19 protein-coding genes are annotated in these 19,419 nt (G+C 54.7%); 2 read left to right on the top strand and 17 right to left on the bottom strand.

Annotation, left to right across the window (positions count from 1 at the left end; translation table 11 throughout):
• Nucleotides 1-2 precede the first annotated feature (2 nt).
• The 5 genes from ACFQDM_RS14805 to ACFQDM_RS14785 form a co-directional block, all read right to left on the bottom strand.
• Nucleotides 3-806 carry a sulfite exporter TauE/SafE family protein gene (locus ACFQDM_RS14805; protein ID WP_377380449.1) on the bottom strand — a complete coding sequence of 268 codons (804 nt, stop codon included), beginning with the start codon at nt 804-806 and terminating at the stop codon, nt 3-5.
• A gap of 196 nt (nt 807-1,002) precedes the next feature.
• On the bottom strand, nt 1,003-3,633 hold the full coding sequence (locus tag ACFQDM_RS14800) for a TonB-dependent receptor plug domain-containing protein (protein WP_377380342.1): 2,631 nt from the start codon (nt 3,631-3,633) through the stop codon (nt 1,003-1,005).
• A gap of 336 nt (nt 3,634-3,969) precedes the next feature.
• Nucleotides 3,970-4,560, bottom strand: coding sequence for an ANTAR domain-containing response regulator (locus ACFQDM_RS14795; protein WP_377380340.1), 591 nt, complete (start codon nt 4,558-4,560; stop codon nt 3,970-3,972).
• Nucleotides 4,561-4,895: 335 nt separating this feature from the next.
• Nucleotides 4,896-6,302: a dihydrolipoyl dehydrogenase gene (lpdA, locus tag ACFQDM_RS14790; protein WP_377380339.1), complete on the bottom strand. Its 1,407-nt coding sequence runs from the start codon at nt 6,300-6,302 to the stop codon at nt 4,896-4,898.
• A 105-nt stretch (nt 6,303-6,407) separates the two neighbouring features.
• Nucleotides 6,408-6,770 carry a hypothetical protein gene (locus ACFQDM_RS14785; RefSeq protein WP_377380337.1) on the bottom strand — a complete coding sequence of 121 codons (363 nt, stop codon included), beginning with the start codon at nt 6,768-6,770 and terminating at the stop codon, nt 6,408-6,410.
• Between the two features lie 91 nt (nt 6,771-6,861).
• Here ACFQDM_RS14785 and ACFQDM_RS14780 point away from each other — a divergent pair, with 91 nt between their 5' ends.
• Nucleotides 6,862-7,665: a hypothetical protein gene (locus ACFQDM_RS14780; protein ID WP_377380335.1), complete on the top strand. Its 804-nt coding sequence runs from the start codon at nt 6,862-6,864 to the stop codon at nt 7,663-7,665.
• On the opposite strand, the gene ACFQDM_RS14775 is transcribed toward ACFQDM_RS14780, so the two are convergent.
• Nucleotides 7,662-8,489 (bottom strand): PhzF family phenazine biosynthesis protein, encoded by an 828-nt coding sequence (locus tag ACFQDM_RS14775; protein WP_377380333.1) that lies wholly within the window; start codon nt 8,487-8,489, stop codon nt 7,662-7,664. The two genes, ACFQDM_RS14780 and ACFQDM_RS14775, sit on opposite strands and share 4 nt — an antisense overlap.
• 105 nt (nt 8,490-8,594) lie before the next feature.
• On the opposite strand from ACFQDM_RS14775, the gene ACFQDM_RS14770 reads away from it, so the two are divergent.
• Nucleotides 8,595-9,044: a DMT family transporter gene (locus tag ACFQDM_RS14770; protein WP_377380331.1), complete on the top strand. Its 450-nt coding sequence runs from the start codon at nt 8,595-8,597 to the stop codon at nt 9,042-9,044.
• Here ACFQDM_RS14770 and ACFQDM_RS14765 read toward each other — a convergent pair.
• From ACFQDM_RS14765 to tolQ, 11 genes are all read right to left on the bottom strand, one after another.
• Nucleotides 9,023-9,349 carry a hypothetical protein gene (locus tag ACFQDM_RS14765; RefSeq protein WP_377380329.1) on the bottom strand — a complete coding sequence of 109 codons (327 nt, stop codon included), beginning with the start codon at nt 9,347-9,349 and terminating at the stop codon, nt 9,023-9,025. The genes ACFQDM_RS14770 and ACFQDM_RS14765 overlap by 22 nt on opposite strands.
• A 1-nt stretch (nt 9,350) precedes the next feature.
• Nucleotides 9,351-10,172 (bottom strand): bifunctional hydroxymethylpyrimidine kinase/phosphomethylpyrimidine kinase, encoded by an 822-nt coding sequence (gene thiD / locus ACFQDM_RS14760; protein WP_377380327.1) that lies wholly within the window; start codon nt 10,170-10,172, stop codon nt 9,351-9,353.
• A gap of 88 nt (nt 10,173-10,260) precedes the next feature.
• Nucleotides 10,261-10,806 (bottom strand): hypothetical protein, encoded by a 546-nt coding sequence (locus tag ACFQDM_RS14755; protein WP_377380325.1) that lies wholly within the window; start codon nt 10,804-10,806, stop codon nt 10,261-10,263.
• Nucleotides 10,807-10,920: 114 nt separating this feature from the next.
• Nucleotides 10,921-12,813 carry an ATP-dependent zinc metalloprotease FtsH gene (gene ftsH / locus ACFQDM_RS14750; protein ID WP_377380323.1) on the bottom strand — a complete coding sequence of 631 codons (1,893 nt, stop codon included), beginning with the start codon at nt 12,811-12,813 and terminating at the stop codon, nt 10,921-10,923.
• A gap of 81 nt (nt 12,814-12,894) precedes the next feature.
• On the bottom strand, nt 12,895-14,193 hold the full coding sequence (tilS, locus tag ACFQDM_RS14745) for a tRNA lysidine(34) synthetase TilS (protein WP_377380321.1): 1,299 nt from the start codon (nt 14,191-14,193) through the stop codon (nt 12,895-12,897).
• Nucleotides 14,184-15,134: a tetratricopeptide repeat protein gene (locus tag ACFQDM_RS14740; RefSeq protein WP_377380319.1), complete on the bottom strand. Its 951-nt coding sequence runs from the start codon at nt 15,132-15,134 to the stop codon at nt 14,184-14,186. The genes tilS and ACFQDM_RS14740 overlap by 10 nt, the downstream gene beginning before the upstream one ends.
• Before the next feature lie 77 nt (nt 15,135-15,211).
• Nucleotides 15,212-15,763, bottom strand: a complete 552-nt coding sequence (gene pal, locus ACFQDM_RS14735) for a peptidoglycan-associated lipoprotein Pal (protein WP_377380317.1) — start codon at nt 15,761-15,763, stop codon at nt 15,212-15,214.
• A 118-nt stretch (nt 15,764-15,881) separates the two neighbouring features.
• Nucleotides 15,882-17,267: a Tol-Pal system beta propeller repeat protein TolB gene (gene tolB / locus ACFQDM_RS14730; protein WP_377380315.1), complete on the bottom strand. Its 1,386-nt coding sequence runs from the start codon at nt 17,265-17,267 to the stop codon at nt 15,882-15,884.
• A gap of 26 nt (nt 17,268-17,293) precedes the next feature.
• Nucleotides 17,294-18,196 (bottom strand): hypothetical protein, encoded by a 903-nt coding sequence (locus tag ACFQDM_RS14725; RefSeq protein ID WP_377380313.1) that lies wholly within the window; start codon nt 18,194-18,196, stop codon nt 17,294-17,296.
• A gap of 6 nt (nt 18,197-18,202) precedes the next feature.
• On the bottom strand, nt 18,203-18,646 hold the full coding sequence (locus ACFQDM_RS14720; RefSeq protein ID WP_377380311.1) for an ExbD/TolR family protein: 444 nt from the start codon (nt 18,644-18,646) through the stop codon (nt 18,203-18,205).
• A gap of 3 nt (nt 18,647-18,649) precedes the next feature.
• Complete coding sequence (gene tolQ, locus ACFQDM_RS14715; RefSeq protein ID WP_377380309.1) at nt 18,650-19,369, bottom strand: protein TolQ; 720 nt, start codon at nt 19,367-19,369, stop codon at nt 18,650-18,652.
• Between the last annotated feature and the right edge of the window lie 50 nt (nt 19,370-19,419).

Here is a 19,419-nt window from a genome sequence, read left to right as displayed (position 1 = left end):
GCTCAGGCGAACGCTTTGTAGAAAACGAGCGCTGATGTCAGGATCAGATAAATACCGAAAATCTTCTTCAGCTTGTTGCCGTCGAGTGCATGCGCGAGCTTGGCCCCCATAGGCGCCGTAATCACTGACATGGATGTGACGGCGAGCGCTGCAATCACGTTGATATAGCCAATAGAGCCCGGCAGCAGGTCTTCCTGCCCCATGCCAATGATGGCGAAACCGATTGCACCCGGCAGCGCGATGATCACGCCAAATCCTGCAGCTGTCGCCACGGCTTGGTGGATCTTGCGCCCACACGTCGTCATCACGAGCACCGCAATGGTGCCACCACCAATGCCAAGCAGGGCCGAGAAACCGCCAAGAAAGCTGGCAATACTGGCCAGACGCACACCTTTCGGCATTTCCGGTTTGAACGCCTTCTTCATGCCGGCATTCACCGGATAGATGAAATGGATACCCATCAGGAACACCCCGACGGAAAAGATGAGCTTCAGAGATGCACCATCCATGAAGCGAGCCAGAAGAAGTCCGAAAACCACACCAACCAGCAACCAGGGGAGCCAGTCCCTGATGATCTGAAAATCGACGGCCTTCTTCTTATGGTGCGCCTGCAACGATCTCAGCGACGTCACAATTATCGTGGCAAGCGAAGTACCGATAGCGGTATGGGTTACGACATCTTCGTCGAACCCGAAAAAATGAAACACAAGCAACAGGGCGGGCACGACGACAAAACCGCCGCCAATTCCAAACAATCCCGCGACAAAACCTGCAGCCAAACCAGCACACATCAGGACAACAACCATCTGTGCGAGCTGTACCCAAGAATAATCAGCCAAAACGCAATGAATCCCCAACATTCACAAACTAAACAGGCGAGCCAAATCCGCACCTGCAGTCCGAACCTAGACCCGCAAAAAGCATCAGGGGCGGGATTTCGCCCGCCCCTGAATTCACATTTATGAGAGTGCACAAACCATTGGCACTATGACCCTAGGGCGATCAAAGTTCTGCTTTCAGTTTCACGTAGTAGTAGCCACCCTGCCAATCGACGATTGAATCTGAGCGGTATACCCGGCCACAGCAAGAGTCACCGATCGCTGGATCCGCTTTGTCCGGATACTGATCAAAGACGTTACGTGCGCCAACTGAAAGACGAACTGCATCTGACATCTGGTACGCAGCTTCCAGATCGACCTGCACAACAGGGTCGAAATCCTGGATCAGACCTGATGCACCGCCGCTGTCGGAGTTCTCGTATGGACCGTAATAGTTCGCACGACCGATGAGGTTCCAAGGACCCATCTCATGGTTCACGCTGAAAACGCCACGCCATTTCGGATCACCATTTTCGAAGTCGTATGTATCTTCAGCATTGAAGAGACCTTCAATGTTGAAGCCATCAAACTCGGTCTTGTTGTAGTTGACGGACGCCGTGAAGCTTGTCGTCGCTCCGCTTTCCCAAGGCATGGTGTAAGTACCAACGATGTCGACACCTTCCGTAACCGTATCAAACGCGTTCTGGAAGTAGAACACACCGCCAATGGACTCAGCACCGACAACACCCGCATCAACAAGTGCCAGATAGTTCAGGTAAGCATCACCAGCTGTCGGATCAGCCGAAACATCCTGTGTCGAGATCGCGTTCACACGGTCCTGAAGTTCGATCCGGTAGTAGTCGACTGTGAGGCTTGTCTGCCCCCAGCTGCCTGTGAAACCGAATGTGTAGTTTGTGGACTTCTCTGGCTCGAGTGGCTCAGCACCCAGCGCACCAGCGATCGGGCCACCAGCCGGGAACAGACCGGTTGCGACCGGGAAGCCATTCGGCAGACGGGTCGAAACGTTGGTTGTACCTTGCTGACCAGGCGTTGGCGCGCGGAAACCCGTACCGATGGACGCACGAAGGCCCATATTATCTGTCAGGTCGAACTTACCAGCAATCTTACCAACAACTTCGGAGTCGAAGTCAGAATAATCTTCGAAACGTACCGCACCTGTCAGGAAGAGACGGTCTGTCACCTCACCGGAAAGCTCGGCATAAGCGGCGTAGGAATCCCGCGTGTACTCGCCAGAGAACTCCGGAGAATAACCAGGGAAACCGTTCGAACCGACACCAACAACCGTGTAAACAGGGTCATCCGGATCAGAACAGTCAAGCGTAGAACCTGTTGCGATCACACCAAGACCGGCTGCGGTCGGCGTATCACCATCACAGAAGCCATAAGGGTCCTGCGTCGCATACGGGCCAGCGGCATAAGACATTGGATCACCGCCAACCAGCTCATAGGACTCGTCGAGATAGCTCAGACCGAAGGCCAGAACGAGCGGGCTCGCCATACCAACTTCAAAGTCTTTCGAGAAATCAGCCTGAAGCTGGAATTCTTCGTTGATCAGATCGCCCGGGCTGAAAGATGTCGGGCTCATTTCACCAAGTGACGGGTTCACGGTATTCTTCAGAGAATACTGAATCTCGTTGTGCCCCAGACGCGCGCTCAAGTCATATGTGAAGCCTGAATCCAGTTCGCCACGCACACCACCAGCAGCAGAGTAGTCGATCACATCACCGAAGAAACGAGGTGTGAAACCACCCGGGAAGAAGTAGAGCGGGCTCCAGACTGAACCATCTTCTGTACGAATGTTTTCAATCGTGCCGTTACCTGGATAACGATAGAAGAAGCCACCATCTGCCTGCGATTTGGAGTAGTTACCAAACGCGTAGAGCTCAGCATACTCATTCAGCGTATAGCCAGCATTTACAAAGGTACGCAGCGCTTCCGACTGAGGCTGACCCCATGGCTGCACAACATCACCAAAACCGATATTGGCGTCGTCAAGACCAGCTACGAAGCTATCATAATCGTAGCCTGCAATATCCGTGTTGAATCCACCAAAGTCCGGGCTGTTTGGATCGACACACGCCCAGCTTTCGCAATACTGCGTGCCGCGTGATGTCGCATCAGAAGATGAGTACTCAGCGGACAGGTTTACAAAGCCATTCTCACCAAGCGCCACACCGAAGTTGGCAGCCGTAACGAACTGGAAGCCATCGCCTTCATAATACTGGCCCGTTTCCGCCGTGAAGGTCGCACCCTCCGCATCCTCTTTCAGAATGAAGTTGATGACGCCCGCGATGGCATCGGAACCATAGAGCGCTGCAGCGCCATCACGTAGCACCTCGACGCTTTCCAGAGCGACCGCTGGAATGGTGGCAATGTCCGGTCCCTGCGTACCTGACCCACCGATCTGAACCAGAGCAGCACGGTGACGGCGCTTCGAATTGACCAGAACGAGTGTCTTGTCGGTCGGCATGCCGCGAAGCGTTGCCGGACGAATAAAGGTACCACCGTCTGAGATTGGCTGGCGTGACAGTGAATAAGACGGTACGAGCGTTTTCAGAATGTCGTTCGCATCTGTAAACGGCACATTGTCGAGCTCTTCATCGCCAATCACATCGACTGGAACCGGCGAGTCGGTAACAGACCGTGGCTGACCACGTGTACCGGTAACGATGACAGTCTGTTGTACAGCTGTCTCTTCTTCCGCCTCTTGCGCGAGAGCAACTTGCGTAAACGCCGTGGACGCCGACAAGGCAATCACGGAGGACGCGAAGAATTTCTTCAGATTTTGACCCATTGTTTTCCCCAAAGTAGCAATGCAGCTCGCCCGCTGTCCGGCCTCCAACCGATCAGGAACTCGCATGCATGAACGCACCAGAATGGTGGCTCACCAGATTTTGCTTGAATCAGCCCGTCGTTGGGCCTGGTCCTGCGAAGTGCAGGTCGCCGATTTCCGCCGTTGAAAATCGGGCACGGTCACTCCCGTGTTGAAGCTAGCCGACCAGCATGCTGCGCGCGCGTAAATACCTTAATTCGTTTGAAAGTTTTCGGACTTCTCGCCTGCTCAAGAATAGAGCGTACGCGTCATAGAACGGTCACATTCTGTGCAACCGCAGCACATTTCATGTTTCAATCAAATGAGATGGCCGGAAAGCGTCAGTACACTTTCAGCGACTTCGTGCATGGGCTTGCTGGTGCGCATCGCCGTCTGTCGAAGCAATTGATAGGCTTCGTCTTCCTGCAGGCCACGCTGAGCCATCAGGAGCCCCTTGGCACGTTCGATCACTTTACGCGCCTGAAGGTGACGCCGGGCTGTTTCGAGCTCAGCATAAGCTTCCCGGCTCATTTTAAAGCGCTCTACCGCAACTGCGATCAGACCTTCTATGCGGTGCTGCAGCAAACCGTCGATAATGCACGCATTCACCCCAGCCCGGACGACCTTCTGCAGGCGATCCTGGGCGCCTGATTTGGCAAACACAATCAGTGGCACCGGGTGATTTTGCTGAATTTCGCGACAGCAGGAAATCACGTCATCTGACAGATCGAGACAATCAACGATCAGCAGGTCAGGCGCATGGCGAATGACCATGAGAAGCGGCAGGGATAAGTCATCGCGAAACTCTGTGACCTGATAATCAGGAAGAGATAGCTGAAAAAGAGGGTAGTTCTCTGTTCCGAGAGAAATGAGATAAGCTTGCTTCTGTTTCGCGGCATCAAGCGGCATTGCGTGTCAAAACCATCCCAAGAATTGAACGTCACTCGAACCCGGGACACTTTCTCCGCAGCTGTTAATCTGGTGCACCGGCAAGGCGCACCCCTGAATGTCTGTGCTACGAAACCCCAAATTCCAAGTTTGGAGCTTAGATCAAACCGCCTCAAATCCAGCGGATAAATATCGATACAATTGTGAAATGTGTTTTTTCGTCCAAAAAACTGTCTGACATGATCAGCGCATGAGCACGGCTGAGTAGAATTCAAAAGCAATTGCAGAACGCGTCCAAAGAAAAAGGCGGGCACGCGGCCCGCCTTTCTGAAACATTCAATGGTTTGGCTACAGACCTAAGCCTGCATGGTCCAGCCCTCTACGCCCATCGCAGCCTGTCGAACAGCCTCAGACAGTGTCGGGTGCGCGTGACAGGTACGAGCAATGTCTTCGGACGATGCGCGGAACGCCATGGCGACGCAAACTTCACCAATCAGCTCTCCAACGCCAACGCCAAGCATGTGAACACCTAGCACCTCGTCCGTCGTGGCGTCTGCCAGCACTTTCACAAAACCATCGGTCTGATGGTTTGTGCGCGCGCGCGAGTTAGCCATGAATGGGAACTTGCCCACTTTGTATTTGATATCGGCATCCTTGAGCTGTTGCTCATTTTTACCGACCCATGCGATTTCCGGCTTGGTATAAACAACGCTTGGCACGAGATTGTAGTCGACGTGGCCAGCCTTGCCCGCAATCAGCTCCGCGACCGCCGCGCCATCCTCTTCCGCCTTGTGAGCCAGCATCGGACCTTTCACACAGTCGCCGATCGCCCAGATGCCTTCAACCGTCGTGCGGAAATGATCTACGGTATCGATGACACCGCGCTTGTCTGTGCCAATACCCACCGTCTCAAGGCCGAGACCATCCGTATATGGCTTGCGGCCGATCGCAACGATTACGACGTCAGCATCGAGCGTCTCGGCATCTCCGCCTTTTGCTGGCTCAACAGACACTTTCAGCTTGGATTTGAGTTTTTCAATGCCTGTAACCTTCGTGCCCATTTTGAACTGAAGTCCCTGCTTTTCGAAAATCTTTTTCGATTGCTTGGAAATCTCGGCGTCTGCGCCCGGCATGATGTGATCTAGAAACTCAACAACCGTGACCTCTGAACCGAGACGAGACCAGACCGATCCCATCTCAAGGCCAATAACGCCTGCACCAATCAGGACGAGTTTTTTCGGGACGGATTTCAGCGACAGTGCGCCTGTGTTCGACACAACGCGCTCTTCATCAATTTCGATACCTGGCAGTGACGCTGGCTCAGACCCTGTTGCAATTACGATGTTCTTGCCACCGAGCTTTTTGGTCGAACCATCGCTCATCGCCACTTCAACTTCGCCCTTGCCGACAATCTTACCTTTGCCGTTGAAGTGCGTGACCTTGTTTTTCTTCATCAGAAAGGCAACGCCCTGAGTCAGGCCTTTAACCGCCTCATCCTTCTGAGCCATCATCTGATCAAGATCGAGTTTCAGGCCAGAGACACCGATACCCATGCCCTGAAACTCGTTCTGAGCCGTCGCGTAATATTCAGACGCGTGGAGCAGCGCTTTCGAAGGAATACATCCGACGTTCAGGCATGTGCCGCCCAGTGTATCGCGCATTTCGATGATTGCGGTTTTCAGACCGAGTTGACCGCACCGAATGGCGCAGTTGTATCCGCCGGGACCACCGCCAATGATGATGACGTCAAATGTATCAGACATGTTTTTCAGACTCGCTGGGCTAGAAACGTTCTTCCTGTCCTACTCTTCTGCAAAACAAGGTCAATGTTGAACCGCGAATAGCTGCATTGTTCTTTTGGCGATAACTCAGGTCGTTCGAAACAGACCGAAGCCGATGCTGATCCCGATAAGCCCAGATGCGATGACGGCTTCATCCTGCCAGAGGGACACATCAGCCCCCATTGCAACCATCGCCAGCGCGAGCAGCACATAGCATAAACTGCCAACCAGGAAGATAGCCGGGCCAATCCATTTGAGACCAAAGGCCAGCGCAGCTCCGATACACAGAAAGACGGCCCCGATGAAGCGGATAAGAAATGGAACGTCTGCGAGAAGCGCGGCAAGATCGCCTACGCCGCGCGACGCGAGCACGCCTTGATAGAAGCTCACTTCGTGGAATAGCCACAAACCAGCGAGCAAACCAATCAGGGCAAAAATGCGTCTAATCATGTGAACAGTCACTTACAATGGTCATGTTTGCTACCTAGTTTAGCCATCTGAGCCATGTTTCTCCTGCTTTGCAACCAGAGAGGTAACACAAATGGCTCGACGCTCACTTTCCGTACTGGCTTTAAGTCTTCCACTCCTGATCGGCGCATGCGCGCATAGTGTTCAATCGTCGTCTGGCGCTGACTATCTGGCGCGATATGACATGAGAAACGGAACTGTCGCAAAGGCCAGTGAAGCCGCCAAGACAGATTTGAGCGGCAAAGAAAGTGATCTTGAAAGAGATATTCGCGAAATCGCTTCCGTTAATCCATCCCTATACTTCCCAGCCCGAATCGGAATCGCGCGCGTTGAGCGCGGTAGCCTGACTTCAATCCCTGCCGATGAAGGTGCGGCATGGACAGAATCCGCAGAGCGTCTTGGCACCGGCTATGGAGAGTTTGTGCCAATTAGTCCTCTCATCGCAGAGATGGTCTCAGAACCGGTAACGACAGGAACGTCCAGCCGGGCCGCACAGCTGGTCGCAAACATTCGACGCGGCGCCGCACGACAGCACCTGGACTATGTCCTCGTTTATGAAGTGAATTCCATACAGCGAGACAAAGCCAACGCACTGGCACTCGCAGATCTGACGATTATAGGCATGTTTGTTGTCCCTTCGCGGACGATTGACGCTCAGGCTCAGGCAAGCGGCCTTCTGCTGGATGTTCGAAACGGCTACCCCTACGCTACGCTATCGGCCGTTGGCGACAAAACCGGTGTTAGCCGTGCGATCTCAGAATCGAGTTCGAAACGAGAACACGGACAAAAAGCAAAAGCTGAGGCCGTGGAAAACCTGACGCTCGAATTCGAAGCTGCCTTGAAAGAATTGGCGAAACGCGCCGCTGAGGCGGGTTAACCAGCCTTATCGGCAAAGCTGAACCGGCCTTCAATCACAGTGACTGCCTGACCTTTGATCATAATACGATCACCGACTTTCTCGACATCAATACGCGCACCCCGCCCTGGATAGGCCTGGTAGCAGGAAAATGTCTGGCGGCCCGTCCGGGTCGCCATAACTTCTGTCAGCATGCAATGCCAACTCCCCGTCGCCGGGTCCTCATCGATACCTGATCCAGGCGCAAAAAAGCGTGAGGTGACATCCACACCCGCGCCGCCTTCCGCGAAGCACCCAAAGTTTCCGCGCTCGAATGTGTCACTGACACCCAGCCTGGCGAGGGCCTTCAGATCCGGCGCCAGATGTCTGATCTGTTTCGGGTCTTCGAACACTGCAGCATAGAAGGGGCCACCATAGGCTGCCACAGGCCTCGCACCGAGCGCTTTGACAACCGCCTCTTCGATCTCGATCTTCTGAACAGATGGCGCTGGAAAGTCCATTTGGTATCCGATGTCCGCTTTGCGAACCTTCAGCTCACCAGACTGTACCGTTTCAAAAACAATCTCTTCCCCCTGATAGCCGAAATGCTCGAAGATGACATGCGCGGATGCAAGCGTTGCATGCCCGCATAGAGGCACTTCCACTGTCGGCGTGAACCAACGCAGCTTCCAGCAACCGGCACCATCCGGAACGATGTACGCCGTTTCCGCAACATTGTTTTCTGCAGCAATCGTCTGCAACATGTCGTCAGACAGGAACGCATCCATTGGCATGACGCATGCCTGGTTGCCCTCAAAGGCCCGACTTGCGAAAGCATCAACCTGATAAAACGGATAATTGCGCATGACTTTTCTCCTGTCCGGCAAAAGCCTAGGTGGTCAGTGCGGCAACTACCACAGACGGAAACTGTTTTATAATTCAGTTTTCCTGAAAATAAGAAGGGTGAGGACATGCAGCTAGGTTCATTACTCGTCGGTCTTGGCGTCGTATCAGGCATGATGATCGCAGCGCAGGGCGCGATGAACGGGCGCCTCGGTTATTATCTCGGCGGCCCGCTACAGGCAGCTTTGATCTCCTTCACCGTCGGCTGGTGTGTGTTGCTGGCAGTCAACGTTCTCCTAGGCCACCGGCCCGTCGGTTTGTCCACATTAGGGCAAGCTCCCTGGTGGGCGTGGCTCGGCGGCGCGCTCGGGGCCGTCATGGTTGCAGGTGCGGCAACGGCGGTGCCTCGCATCGGGGTTGCCGCCTGGATTGGCGCAGTTATGGCCGGCCAGCTGATTGCTGCAGTGCTCTATGACCATATCGGCGCTTTTGGTCAGGACGTCCGACACGTCACGCCCCTGCGGCTGGTCGGCATCGGTTTCCTGATTGTGGGCGTCTATCTCGTCAAACGTTTCTGATCAGAGCTATCCTCTTCAGGCGCATATTCGATTTCAGCCTCAGGCATTTCAACACAGAGAGATTTCCAGAGCCGGCGACCTTCTGCCTCGAACCGCCGCGCCGCTAGATCAGTCGCAAACCCTGACTTAAGCGGATCTGCCGTATTCAGCGTTTCATCAAAATCTGCTGCCCACAGTGTCAGCGCATCTGCCAGACGCTCAGAGATCGGCAAGTCAGAAGGATCGATATTCTCGTACGCACCGCCTGTCACTTCCCAGACTGGGGAACAACCATAGTCTGACGCAAGCTTGAGACGTCGGGACATATCAGTCGGTCTCGTCCAGCATCCAGCTGTGATGCACCGGGCCATGCCCCTGCCCGAGCGGCTCTGCCTTTTCGATTGCCTTCAGGAGGTAATTTCGTCCTGCATCCACCGAATCTACCAAGCTCTTCCCGAGCGCCAGATGCGTTGCGATTGCAGACGCGAGCGTACAGCCAGTGCCATGTGTTGAACTTGTGTCGATGCGGCCAGCCTCGAAAAAGAACTCATCATATTCCGTCTGCAGGACATCGGTGATGACCTTGCCATCAATATGACCACCCTTGACCAGAACCGCTTTTGCACCGGCCTCCAGAAGACGTTCGGCGGCTCGGCGCTGACCATCAATGGTTTCAACCGCCCTGCCTGACAGAATTTCCGCTTCTGGTGCGTTTGGCGTCAGAAGGGTGGCATCCGGCACCAACAGGTTTTTGAGAACATCGATTGCATCGGAGGCCAGCAATCGGTCACCTGACGTCGCAACCATGACCGGATCGATTACGCGCGGTACCTTTGTCGCAAACTGGTCGAGCGTATCGGCGACCGCCTCAATGGTTTTCCGGTCCCCCAGCATGCCCGTTTTAATGACATCCGTTCCGATATCACTCAGCGTTACCTTGATCTGTCCGCGAATGGCATCAAGCGGAACAGGAACGACGCCATGAACACCAACCGTGTTCTGAATGGTGATCGCGGTGATCGCCGTCATGGCATAACCACCATTCATGGTGATCGCCTTGATGTCGGCCTGAATGCCGGCCCCGCCACCGGAATCCGATCCGGCTATAGACAGTACCCGACCTCTTTTTTCTTTTTCGCATTCACGCAAAGCAACTCGTCCCTGTTCTTAAGTGAAACAGACCGTGCATGGACCACTCTCAGAGCGAAACATCAACATCAATTCTCAATGACGGCCGTCAGTCTCTTCCGGACGGCGTTGTCGTACCAAATTCCACAAGAAAGAAACGGTTTGGACGCGACAGTTCATACCGAAAAACTGTCGGACGAACTTCAACAGCCCAGACATTCTCTTTCGACACGGGAATGCCTTCTGCGTCGAACAAAGCCTTGGTCGCCTCATCGGCTGGAAAATTCATTCGTGACCCAGACGAATTTTCCGTCGAAAATCCGCCGTATCCAGTAACAGCATCACCATCATGACGATGACGCAGCTCGATACCGTCAGACAGACGCGTCAGCTCCCAATGCCCGACGGCATCCGTTCCATTCATGAAGTCAACGGTGACCTGCTCCCCGCTACAGGCTGATACATCCATCCAGAGGTCAGCGGTCTGAAATTCGGCATCGACCTCGTCTTCACTGACAAGTGCGCCCTCATATGTGTTTCCGCAAAGCGCCTGAAGTCGCCCCCAGAACTCTGCTTCAGCCGTCGGTGCAGGTTGCTGGCATCCTGAAACCATCAGGACAGAAGAAACGATGAAGAGGAAGATTTTGTTTTGCATTCTGAATCCTAGACTGGGGCTGCACAGGCTGCAATTGCTGAAACACAGGAGCTGCCCGGAGTCGCAAAAGAAAAAGCCCGGCAACAGCCGGGCTTTGAAACGATGAGTGCGAAGTTACGCGGGTTCCGGTGAACCGCCACCGACATCGCCTTCAGGGCCTTTCTTTTTGCCCGTAATCGGCACGGCCGAAGATGGACCCGGCTTGTCATCCTCATCATCAGGACGTTCCGGCTTCACACCTTTCAGAAGATTGGTGATCTCTTCACCTGTCAGCGTCTCATATTCGAGCAGACCTTCGGCAATCGCCACCCACTCATCACGGTATTCCGTCATGACGCGACGAGCCTCATCCATACCTGTCTGAACCAGTCGGCGAACTTCTTCTTCAATGTGCTTCGACGTATCCTGAGAGACTTGCGTCGGACGATATGGATCATCGCCCTCACCATAGTCGATCGGGCCGATCTTATCGGACAAGCCAAAGCGTGTGACCATGGCGCGGGCAATGCGTGTGGCCATCTGAATGTCCGAAGCAGCACCAGAGGTGACGTTTTCCTCACCAAAGGCAATTTCCTCGGCGACGCGACCGCCCATCAGAACTGCCAAACGCGACGTCATTTCCTGACGCGTTTGTGAGAGCTTGTCGTCTTCAGGCAGCTGCATCACCATACCCAGCGCGCGGCCGCGCGGGATGATCGTTGCCTTGTGCACAGGATCGGTTGCCGGCATTTTGATGCCCACAATCGCGTGACCTGCCTCGTGATAAGCCGTCAGACGCTTTTCTTTTTCTGACATGACCATAGAGCGGCGCTCTGGCCCCATCATGACCTTGTCCTTGGCGTCCTCGAACTCTCGCATGGAAACGACACGCTTGCCGCGGCGCGCTGCCAAGAGCGCGGCTTCATTCACAAGGTTTGCAAGGTCTGCACCAGAAAAGCCCGGCGTACCGCGTGCAATTGTCTTTGCCACTACGTCTTTTGCCGTCGGGACGTTACGCATATGCACTTTGAGGATTTTCTCACGGCCAATGATGTCCGGATTGCCAACCGTAATCTGTCGGTCAAAACGGCCAGGACGCAGAAGCGCAGGGTCAAGAACGTCAGGGCGGTTGGTCGCTGCGATGATGATGATACCTTCATTCGCTTCGAAACCGTCCATTTCGACAAGCAATTGGTTGAGCGTCTGTTCGCGCTCGTCATTACCGCCGCCAATGCCAGCGCCGCGAGAGCGGCCGACAGCGTCGATCTCGTCAATAAAGATGATGCAAGGCGCATTCTTCTTGGCTTGCTCAAACATGTCGCGGACACGACTTGCACCGACACCGACGAACATCTCGACGAAGTCCGAACCGGAGATGGTGAAGAAAGGCACATTTGCTTCGCCAGCGACTGCACGTGCTGTCAGGGTTTTACCCGTACCTGGCGGACCCACAAGCAGCGCACCCTTCGGAATTTTACCGCCAAGGCGCTGGAAGCGAGATGGGTCCTGAAGAAACTCAACGATTTCCTGCAGTTCCTCTTTCGCCTCATCAATACCAGCCACATCGTCAAACGTGACGCGGCCATGGCGTTCGGTCAGCAGGCGCGCCTTGGACTTGCCAAAGCTCATTGCACCGCGACCACCGCCGCCTTGCATCTGACGCATCAGGAAAAACCAGATGCCGACAATCAGGATTAAGGGGAGAAGACTGGTCAGCAGGCTCGCAAAATTAAAGCCGGAAGCAGGATCCTCGAAGGTGACATCCACACCAGCATTATCGAGCTCTTCGACAACATAGTCATAGGAACCGGTGATCGATGTGAACTTCTCACCTGTTGTGTACCAACCGGTGATGTCCGCCCCTTTGAACTGAACTCGGTCAACACGGCCATCTTTTGCCGCCTCTATCATCTGAGAGTAGCTGATCTTGTTCGATGCATTGCTCTGACTGCTCGGCTGCAAATACGAGAACAGAGCGATCAGCAAGGCAGCAATTACAGCCCAAAGGGCGATATTGCGCATATTCATGGGGCAAGCTTTCTTTCGTACTAGTCCGTCGGACTATAACATAGGTGAGCTTTAAGGAGAAAACGACTCCCCTGAGGCATATTACCCGCGGAAAAACTGCGATTCAGGATGCAACCAGCTCAACATTCGGTTTTCTGACAGATCCTGAACCGAAATTAAGGATGAATGTTCCAGATGCGGAACAGATTGCACCTCTCCTTCATCATCCAGTTGAACGGGGAGAAAGCGCCGCAAATAGAGCGGCGGGATCCGATCCGCATCAATATGCTCGGGTTTTTTACGTTCCCCCCAGGCCGCAATTCTGACCGACTCGCCGCTCTGTGACGTGATGCTTACCCGCCCCCCCCAGACGCCAGATGTTATTTCGTCCGGCATCAGGTCCTGACTGTTGATTTCAGGCACAATAAAGAAATCAGCCCCGGACCAATCGATCAGACAACCCCCAAGTGTCGCCATTTTCTTTTCATCATCTTGGCGAAACTTATCGAACAAGCGATGCAGGCGTTCACGGCGCGGCGTGACCTGCCGGCCAGCAACACAAGGCAGAAGGAACATCAGCAAGCGCTCGAGGAAAGCGTCCGGCAAATCAAAACAAGCTTCTGTATCCATTCGAATGGCACCGCCCGGCAGCCAAGTTGCGTGAGACTGCAGCCACTCGCGCAAATGAAGGCCAATGGAGGTCCGTCGCTCCGAGAGCTCAAACTGCATCCGCTCTACTTCCTGAACAACATGCGGTTCGTTGGTGAGATAGCGCCGAATACGAACCCGCTCATATGCGGGGTTCTCATTTGAGGGGTCGTCTATCCAGGAAATGCCGCGCTCGATCAGAAAATCGCGAAGTCGCTCGCGAGACATATCCAGCAAAGGCCGCGCGAGGCCGAGCCCCTCGCCTTCCGGCCAGACTGGCACCATGCCGATGTCACGCATACCGGAAAGCCCCCACCAGCCAGAGCCTCCCCGTGCTCTCAAAAGGCAGGTTTCCATCTGATCATTGAAAGTATGGCCAGTGAGGATGATGGACGCACCAATATCGTGCGCATGTTGCGCAAGCAGGCGATAACGATGCAAGCGTGCTGACGCCTGCGTTTTTTTATCACCGACCTTCCAGTCGAGCGTCAGGATATGATGCGGCACATTCAGGCGATCGGAGATCACATGGACGAACTCCGCTTCCGCACGCGCTTCCGTTCGAAGTGAGTGATCGATTGTGGCTGCCTGAATTTTCAGAGAGGTGTCCGACTGGATGTCTGCCATGGCGTGCAGCAGTGCCAGAGAGTCGCTGCCACCCGAGACCGCGATCAGAAGCGGTCTCTCAAGGGTGCCTGGCTTGAGGCAGGATAGAAATTGTCGAAGCTGTTTATGGATCGCGTCTACCGACACGATGAACGCTGCATCTCGAGCTGCGCACGCTCTCGCGTTGCTGTGGACGCGTTCGGATCGACATCGCCAAGGCGCTGAAGGAAGGCACAAGCCCGTCCGGTTTCACCAAGCTCGCGAAGCGAACGTGCAAGCTTGACGAGCGCCTCTCCACGACGCGGATCATCTGTGTAGTCCTGAACCATCGTTGTCAGGAAGCGCGCAGAACCGGCATAGTCTTCCTGCTGATAGAGCGCTTCACCAAGCCAATAATAGGCTTCACCGGCCTGCGGGTCGTCGCCAAACTCATTCAGGAACTCGCGAAAGGCGACCTCTGCACCTTCATAGTCAAAGGAAATCAGGCGAGATTTTCCAAGCTCGAACAGTGCTCCGGCATTACCGGGCAGAGCGGCTGCCGGGATCGTTCCCAGTGTTCCTTCTGGCAAGCGGCCAGATGAACCGGCTGAGGATGTGTCGGAAGTGTTAGCGGAATTCGCGCCGGGCGTGAGGTTACGCGGTCCGGAATTTTCCTCCCGGTTGGAAGCACCTGAGCCATTTGTCCAGACAGCACCGTTTCCGGCGCGATCTGACCCAAGGGGTGATGGTTCGCGGGACGACTGTGACGTAACGTTCCGGGTCGATTGATTTTCGAGGCGCTTTTCGAGTTCTGCCATGCGATCACGCAGGTCACGATTGTCCTCTGCCAGTTCTTCGCGATCAGCTTCGGCCTGGCCCAATCGGTATTCAAGCGTTTCAATCCGTCCGGTCAGCTGGCTGAGCTGCGCTTCCAGTTCACCCATACGGGCAATCTGGCGGGAAATCTGCGCCTGTGTATTGTCCTGCTGGGTGTAGGCTGAGCTCGGGTTTCCCATGCGAATGGGTGCCGATTGGGCAATAACCGGAAGACTTGTCATGCTCAGGCCGAGAGCACATACGGCGAAACGAAACTTTGAATTCTGCATCATGACAAACTCGAGTGACAAAAAAGCAGGGCTGAAATGAGGCAGCCCTGCTAAATTAATCATGTAATGTCTGTGACTGACTAGCCAATCTGGCCGGAAAGAATCTCAGTATGAGCGTTCCGGTTGACTTCCCAGGCTTCTGGCGTCGAGCGACCATCAATCGGACGCTCCTTACCGTATGAGATCGTCTCGATACGCGATGACGAGATGCCACGGCTCACCAGATATTCCTTGACCGCGTTCGCACGACGCTCACCGAGCGCGAGGTTGTATTCACGCGTGCCACGCTCGTCGGCATTACCAGCGACACGAATTGTGACACTTGGGTATTGCTGAAGCCATGCTGCCTGACGGTTCAGTGTTTCCATGTCGTAGCTGTCGACATTGTATCCGTCGGTGTCGAAATAAACGCGCTCACCCACATTGATACGGAAGTCCGCGACAGTACCTGGAGCCGGACCTTCCGGTGTGACAGGTGGCTGTGTTGTCTGAGTTGGCGTCGGCGTTGGTGTCGGCGTGGACACAGGTGGCTGAACCTGTGGCTCTTCCTCTACCTTCGGCTTGCTTGCGCATGCGCCAAGTGCAAGCGCGAGGCCTGCGGTAATAATCCATTTTGATTTAAGTGTGTCCATCGAACTGACCCCTTCGAACCTCAGTACGTTTATCGAGCGATTACGTTCCAATTTTGTCAACTCTGCGACCAGTTGACGAAATCAATTCAAGTTAAACTCATTTTCGATGCCAGAAGTTTCATCGCAATGGTGGAGACCATGCAGGATCTGAGGCATCGCCCGGTGTCGGGACCTGTCGCAGGTTACGTCCTGTCAGGTCGACAGTGAACAATTTCGGCGGAGCACCCGGACGCGCTTCACGGAAGAAAATGATCACGCGACCGTTTGGAGACCAGGCCGGACCTTCATCCAGATAGGATTCAGACAACAGTCGCTCGCCGCGACCATCTGGCTGAATGACGCCAATATAGAAGCGCCCGCCAGACTGTTTTGTGAACGCAATATAATCGCCGCGTGGTGACCAGACCGGTGTGGAATAATAGCCACCGCCGCTAAAGCCGGAGATGCGGCAAGCAACATCGCGCTTACGTGTGGAAGGACAGACTTGCGGCGAACCATCGGCGTTCATCACATAGATTTGTGGCGAGCCACCACGGTCGGATGTGAAGGTGATCTGCTTGCCATCGGGCGACATGGAAGGCGACGTATCAATGGCCGGATGATCCGTGAGGCGTGTCATCTGGCGCGTTGTCAGGTCCATCAGATAGATATCTGAGTTACCGTTGATCGCCTGAGACATAATAACGGAATTGCCGTCCATGGAGAAACGCGGTGCGTAGGTCATGCCCTGAAAACGACCAAGGCTTTCAGAACGATCATTCTCAATATCGAACAGATAGACCTGCGGACGCCCATTTTCATACGTCATGTATGTGATCTTCTGCGCATTCGGCGAGAAACGCGGCGTCAAAACCGTATGGCGGCCACTCGTCAGGAATTCAGCATTCGCTCCATCCTGGTCCATGATCGCAAGGCGCTTGGTGCGGTCGATTTTCGGACCGGATTCCGCAATGAAGACGATCCGTGTGTCGAAATAGCCTTCGTCACCCGTCAGGCTGGTATAGATGTCGTCCGCAAGCACGTGCGCAACACGACGCAGGTTTTCAGGCGTCGTCTGATACTGACGGCCTTTGAAAACAAGATTACCCTCTGCATCCGGGAAGAGATGCTCTTCTTCCTTGCCAGTGTCCCAGAGGCGAAATGCGACACGCATTTCACCATTTCGCATGACCTCGACTTCACCGACGGCCAGAGATTCGGTTTTAATCAGACGCCAGTCCTGGAAACGTGGCTGGATCTGCACCGTCAACCCGGTTTCGACATAAGCGGATGGATCGACCAGATCGAATAGCCCGGTAGAACGCAGATCGTTGCGGATGATCGCGGCAATCTGGTCTGCAAGCTCTCGTGCTTCCGGTGTGTCGGCCTTGAATTCCGGGATTGCGACGCGGAATTGACGCGCCGAAGCTTCCGTAATTGTCCCTTCGATCTGCGCCTGTGCGACACCCAAAGGCGCCAGCGCAACCAGCGCAGCCAGCCCCAGGCTCTTCATTATATGCTTCATCTTACTCGCTCCTCCGGGCATTAACGTCAGAATTGCTCATCGAATGTCAGGACGATGTCCTGGTTTCGCCAGAGCTCATATTCTTCTTCCGGCATTTCAAAAGGCTCACACAAATTAATGGCACGAATGGCGCGATCTGCGGCCACAATCATGAATTTATCACCGGAAGGGATAAATCTTGGACGCACCACTTCCGCCGGACGGCTCAGGCGACCTTTGGAATCCAGCTGAAAGCGGATCGATACGTCAAGTCGCTCCCAGTCCGGCAAGTCTTTGACAGAGCGCCAGCAATCGCGCTCGCGGATCTGTGCACGCAAATAATCAACGACAGACGCAGTATTTCCGGTTCGGTCACCGGCTGCCTGTCTTGGCTTCTGCTCATTATCTTCCAGCTCACGCGGCGAAGACGACCGTTGTGTCTGACCACCCGGCTTGGAATTAAAATCTTTCAGCAAGTCCTCGGTATCAGCAAACAGATCATCGAGATCTGACTTCGGTTTCTCCGGATTGGCTCGCTTCTCAACAACCGGTTTCTCGGTTGGTGTGGGTTTTGGCGTAGGCGTTGGCGTCGGTGTGGGTGTCGGAGTTGGCTCCGGTGTTGGTTCTGGCTCCGGCTCTGGCTCAGCTTCCTCGAGCGTCGGAATAGGTTCGCTTTCCGGCGGCTCCGGTTCCGGCTGCGCCTCGGCTTCCTCCGGAATGATCTCGCCTTCTTCTTCAGCGACCTCTTCAACAGGTTCCGGCTCAGGCTCCGGTGTTGGCTCCGGCTCGACAATCTCGCTGATATTGGTTTCAGCGCCCAGGTCTATGCCATCGAGCCGAATATTGACCACGCTCTCGACAGGTCGGCTTGGCGCCGTCGAAAAGACGAACAGCCCCGAAGCGCCAACAAGGACGTGACCGACCAGAGAGATAGGAAAACCGTATTTCATTCGCGATCAGCTCGCATTCGGATCCGTGACAATAGCGGCATTGTTGAAGCCTGCCGCCTGAATGGTTGCGAGGATTTTTGCCGCGTTACCTATCGTGACCGTCGTATCACTGCGGACATAAATTCGCTCATTATAGCCAGCATCGACAATGGCCCGCAGCTTTGGCAGCAGCTCTTCCATAGTTACCTGTTCTTCCTGAAGGTACAGTGTGCCATCTTCGAGAATGGTGAGAGAAAGCACGTCCTCCTGCGATTGCGGCAGTGCTTTCGCCTTCGCATCCGGAAGCGTTACATCCACACCGGTCGCGAGAAGCGGCGCCGTGATCATGAAGACAATCAGAAGCACCAGCATGACGTCCACAAACGGTGTCACGTTGATTTCGGACTGGAGACCACGCTTACGGCGACGACCGCTGCGACCTCCTCCGGCAGTGTTCATTGACATGCCCATGAATCAGCTCGCCTCAGAACGCTCAGACAGACGACGCGACAGACGCACGACGAATTCCTGTGTGAAGGTATCCAGGCGGTCGCCGAACTGAGACGTATCGCTTGAGAACATGTTGTAGAAGGTTACGGCCGGGATCGCCGCGACCAGACCCAGCGTGGTTGCAAAGAGCGCTTCTGCGATACCGGGGGCGACAACCGCCAGGTTGGTTGAGCCTTGGCTCGCAATGTCCCGGAACGCATTCATGATACCCCAGACGGTACCCAGAAGACCGATAAACGGTGACACCGACCCGATGGTTGCCAGTGTGCCCAGTCCCTTCTCCAATCGGGACAGCTCGCGGTCACTTGCGGCGTGCATCAGACGCTCAGCACGATCGATCAGGGCTTCTGCCTGAGAGGTGGTCACATTGGTCACACGGCGCGCATCTCGCCATTCGCGAGAGACAGAGCCAAACACGCGGGCCATTGCCTCTTTCGGGCGATCTGAAACGCGATCATCGAGTTCCTCAATCGGCTGACCTGACCAAAACGCCAGTTCGAATTGCTTGGCCCTTTTCACGGTGCCGCCAATGGTCAGCCATTTATCGATGGCTATACCCCAGGTCCAGATCGAAAGCAGGACAAGCAGTCCCATGACAAACTTCACAACGATATCGGCCCGGAGGAACAATTCGTAGAGGGAGAAGTCATTGCCGGCGACGGCCGCCAGGGTTTCAGTTTCCATGGATTGATCCAACTCTTCTCAATACAGGTTGCGCGCAAACAATTGATCCC

Source organism: Ponticaulis profundi (assembly GCF_042659465.1).
Taxonomy (GTDB): domain Bacteria; phylum Pseudomonadota; class Alphaproteobacteria; order Caulobacterales; family Hyphomonadaceae; genus Ponticaulis; species Ponticaulis profundi.
This window is presented reverse-complemented; position numbering and strand designations above follow the sequence as displayed.

Excerpts from the sequence above, each read along its gene's own strand:
- ACFQDM_RS14805 (WP_377380449.1), bottom strand. The coding sequence starts at position 806 with ATGGTTGTTGTCCTGATGTGTGCTGGTTTGGCTGCAGGTTTTGTCGCG.
- ACFQDM_RS14800 (WP_377380342.1), bottom strand. The coding sequence starts at position 3,633 with ATGGGTCAAAATCTGAAGAAATTCTTCGCGTCCTCCGTGATTGCCTTG.
- ACFQDM_RS14795 (WP_377380340.1), bottom strand. The coding sequence starts at position 4,560 with ATGCCGCTTGATGCCGCGAAACAGAAGCAAGCTTATCTCATTTCTCTC.
- lpdA (WP_377380339.1), bottom strand. The coding sequence starts at position 6,302 with ATGTCTGATACATTTGACGTCATCATCATTGGCGGTGGTCCCGGCGGA.
- ACFQDM_RS14785 (WP_377380337.1), bottom strand. The coding sequence starts at position 6,770 with ATGATTAGACGCATTTTTGCCCTGATTGGTTTGCTCGCTGGTTTGTGG.
- ACFQDM_RS14780 (WP_377380335.1), top strand. The coding sequence starts at position 6,862 with ATGGCTCGACGCTCACTTTCCGTACTGGCTTTAAGTCTTCCACTCCTG.
- ACFQDM_RS14775 (WP_377380333.1), bottom strand. The coding sequence starts at position 8,489 with ATGCGCAATTATCCGTTTTATCAGGTTGATGCTTTCGCAAGTCGGGCC.
- ACFQDM_RS14770 (WP_377380331.1), top strand. The coding sequence starts at position 8,595 with ATGCAGCTAGGTTCATTACTCGTCGGTCTTGGCGTCGTATCAGGCATG.
- ACFQDM_RS14765 (WP_377380329.1), bottom strand. The coding sequence starts at position 9,349 with ATGTCCCGACGTCTCAAGCTTGCGTCAGACTATGGTTGTTCCCCAGTC.
- ACFQDM_RS14755 (WP_377380325.1), bottom strand. The coding sequence starts at position 10,806 with ATGCAAAACAAAATCTTCCTCTTCATCGTTTCTTCTGTCCTGATGGTT.
- ftsH (WP_377380323.1), bottom strand. The coding sequence starts at position 12,813 with ATGAATATGCGCAATATCGCCCTTTGGGCTGTAATTGCTGCCTTGCTG.
- ACFQDM_RS14740 (WP_377380319.1), bottom strand. The coding sequence starts at position 15,134 with ATGATGCAGAATTCAAAGTTTCGTTTCGCCGTATGTGCTCTCGGCCTG.
- pal (WP_377380317.1), bottom strand. The coding sequence starts at position 15,763 with ATGGACACACTTAAATCAAAATGGATTATTACCGCAGGCCTCGCGCTT.
- tolB (WP_377380315.1), bottom strand. The coding sequence starts at position 17,267 with ATGAAGCATATAATGAAGAGCCTGGGGCTGGCTGCGCTGGTTGCGCTG.
- ACFQDM_RS14725 (WP_377380313.1), bottom strand. The coding sequence starts at position 18,196 with ATGAAATACGGTTTTCCTATCTCTCTGGTCGGTCACGTCCTTGTTGGC.
- ACFQDM_RS14720 (WP_377380311.1), bottom strand. The coding sequence starts at position 18,646 with ATGGGCATGTCAATGAACACTGCCGGAGGAGGTCGCAGCGGTCGTCGC.
- tolQ (WP_377380309.1), bottom strand. The coding sequence starts at position 19,369 with ATGGAAACTGAAACCCTGGCGGCCGTCGCCGGCAATGACTTCTCCCTC.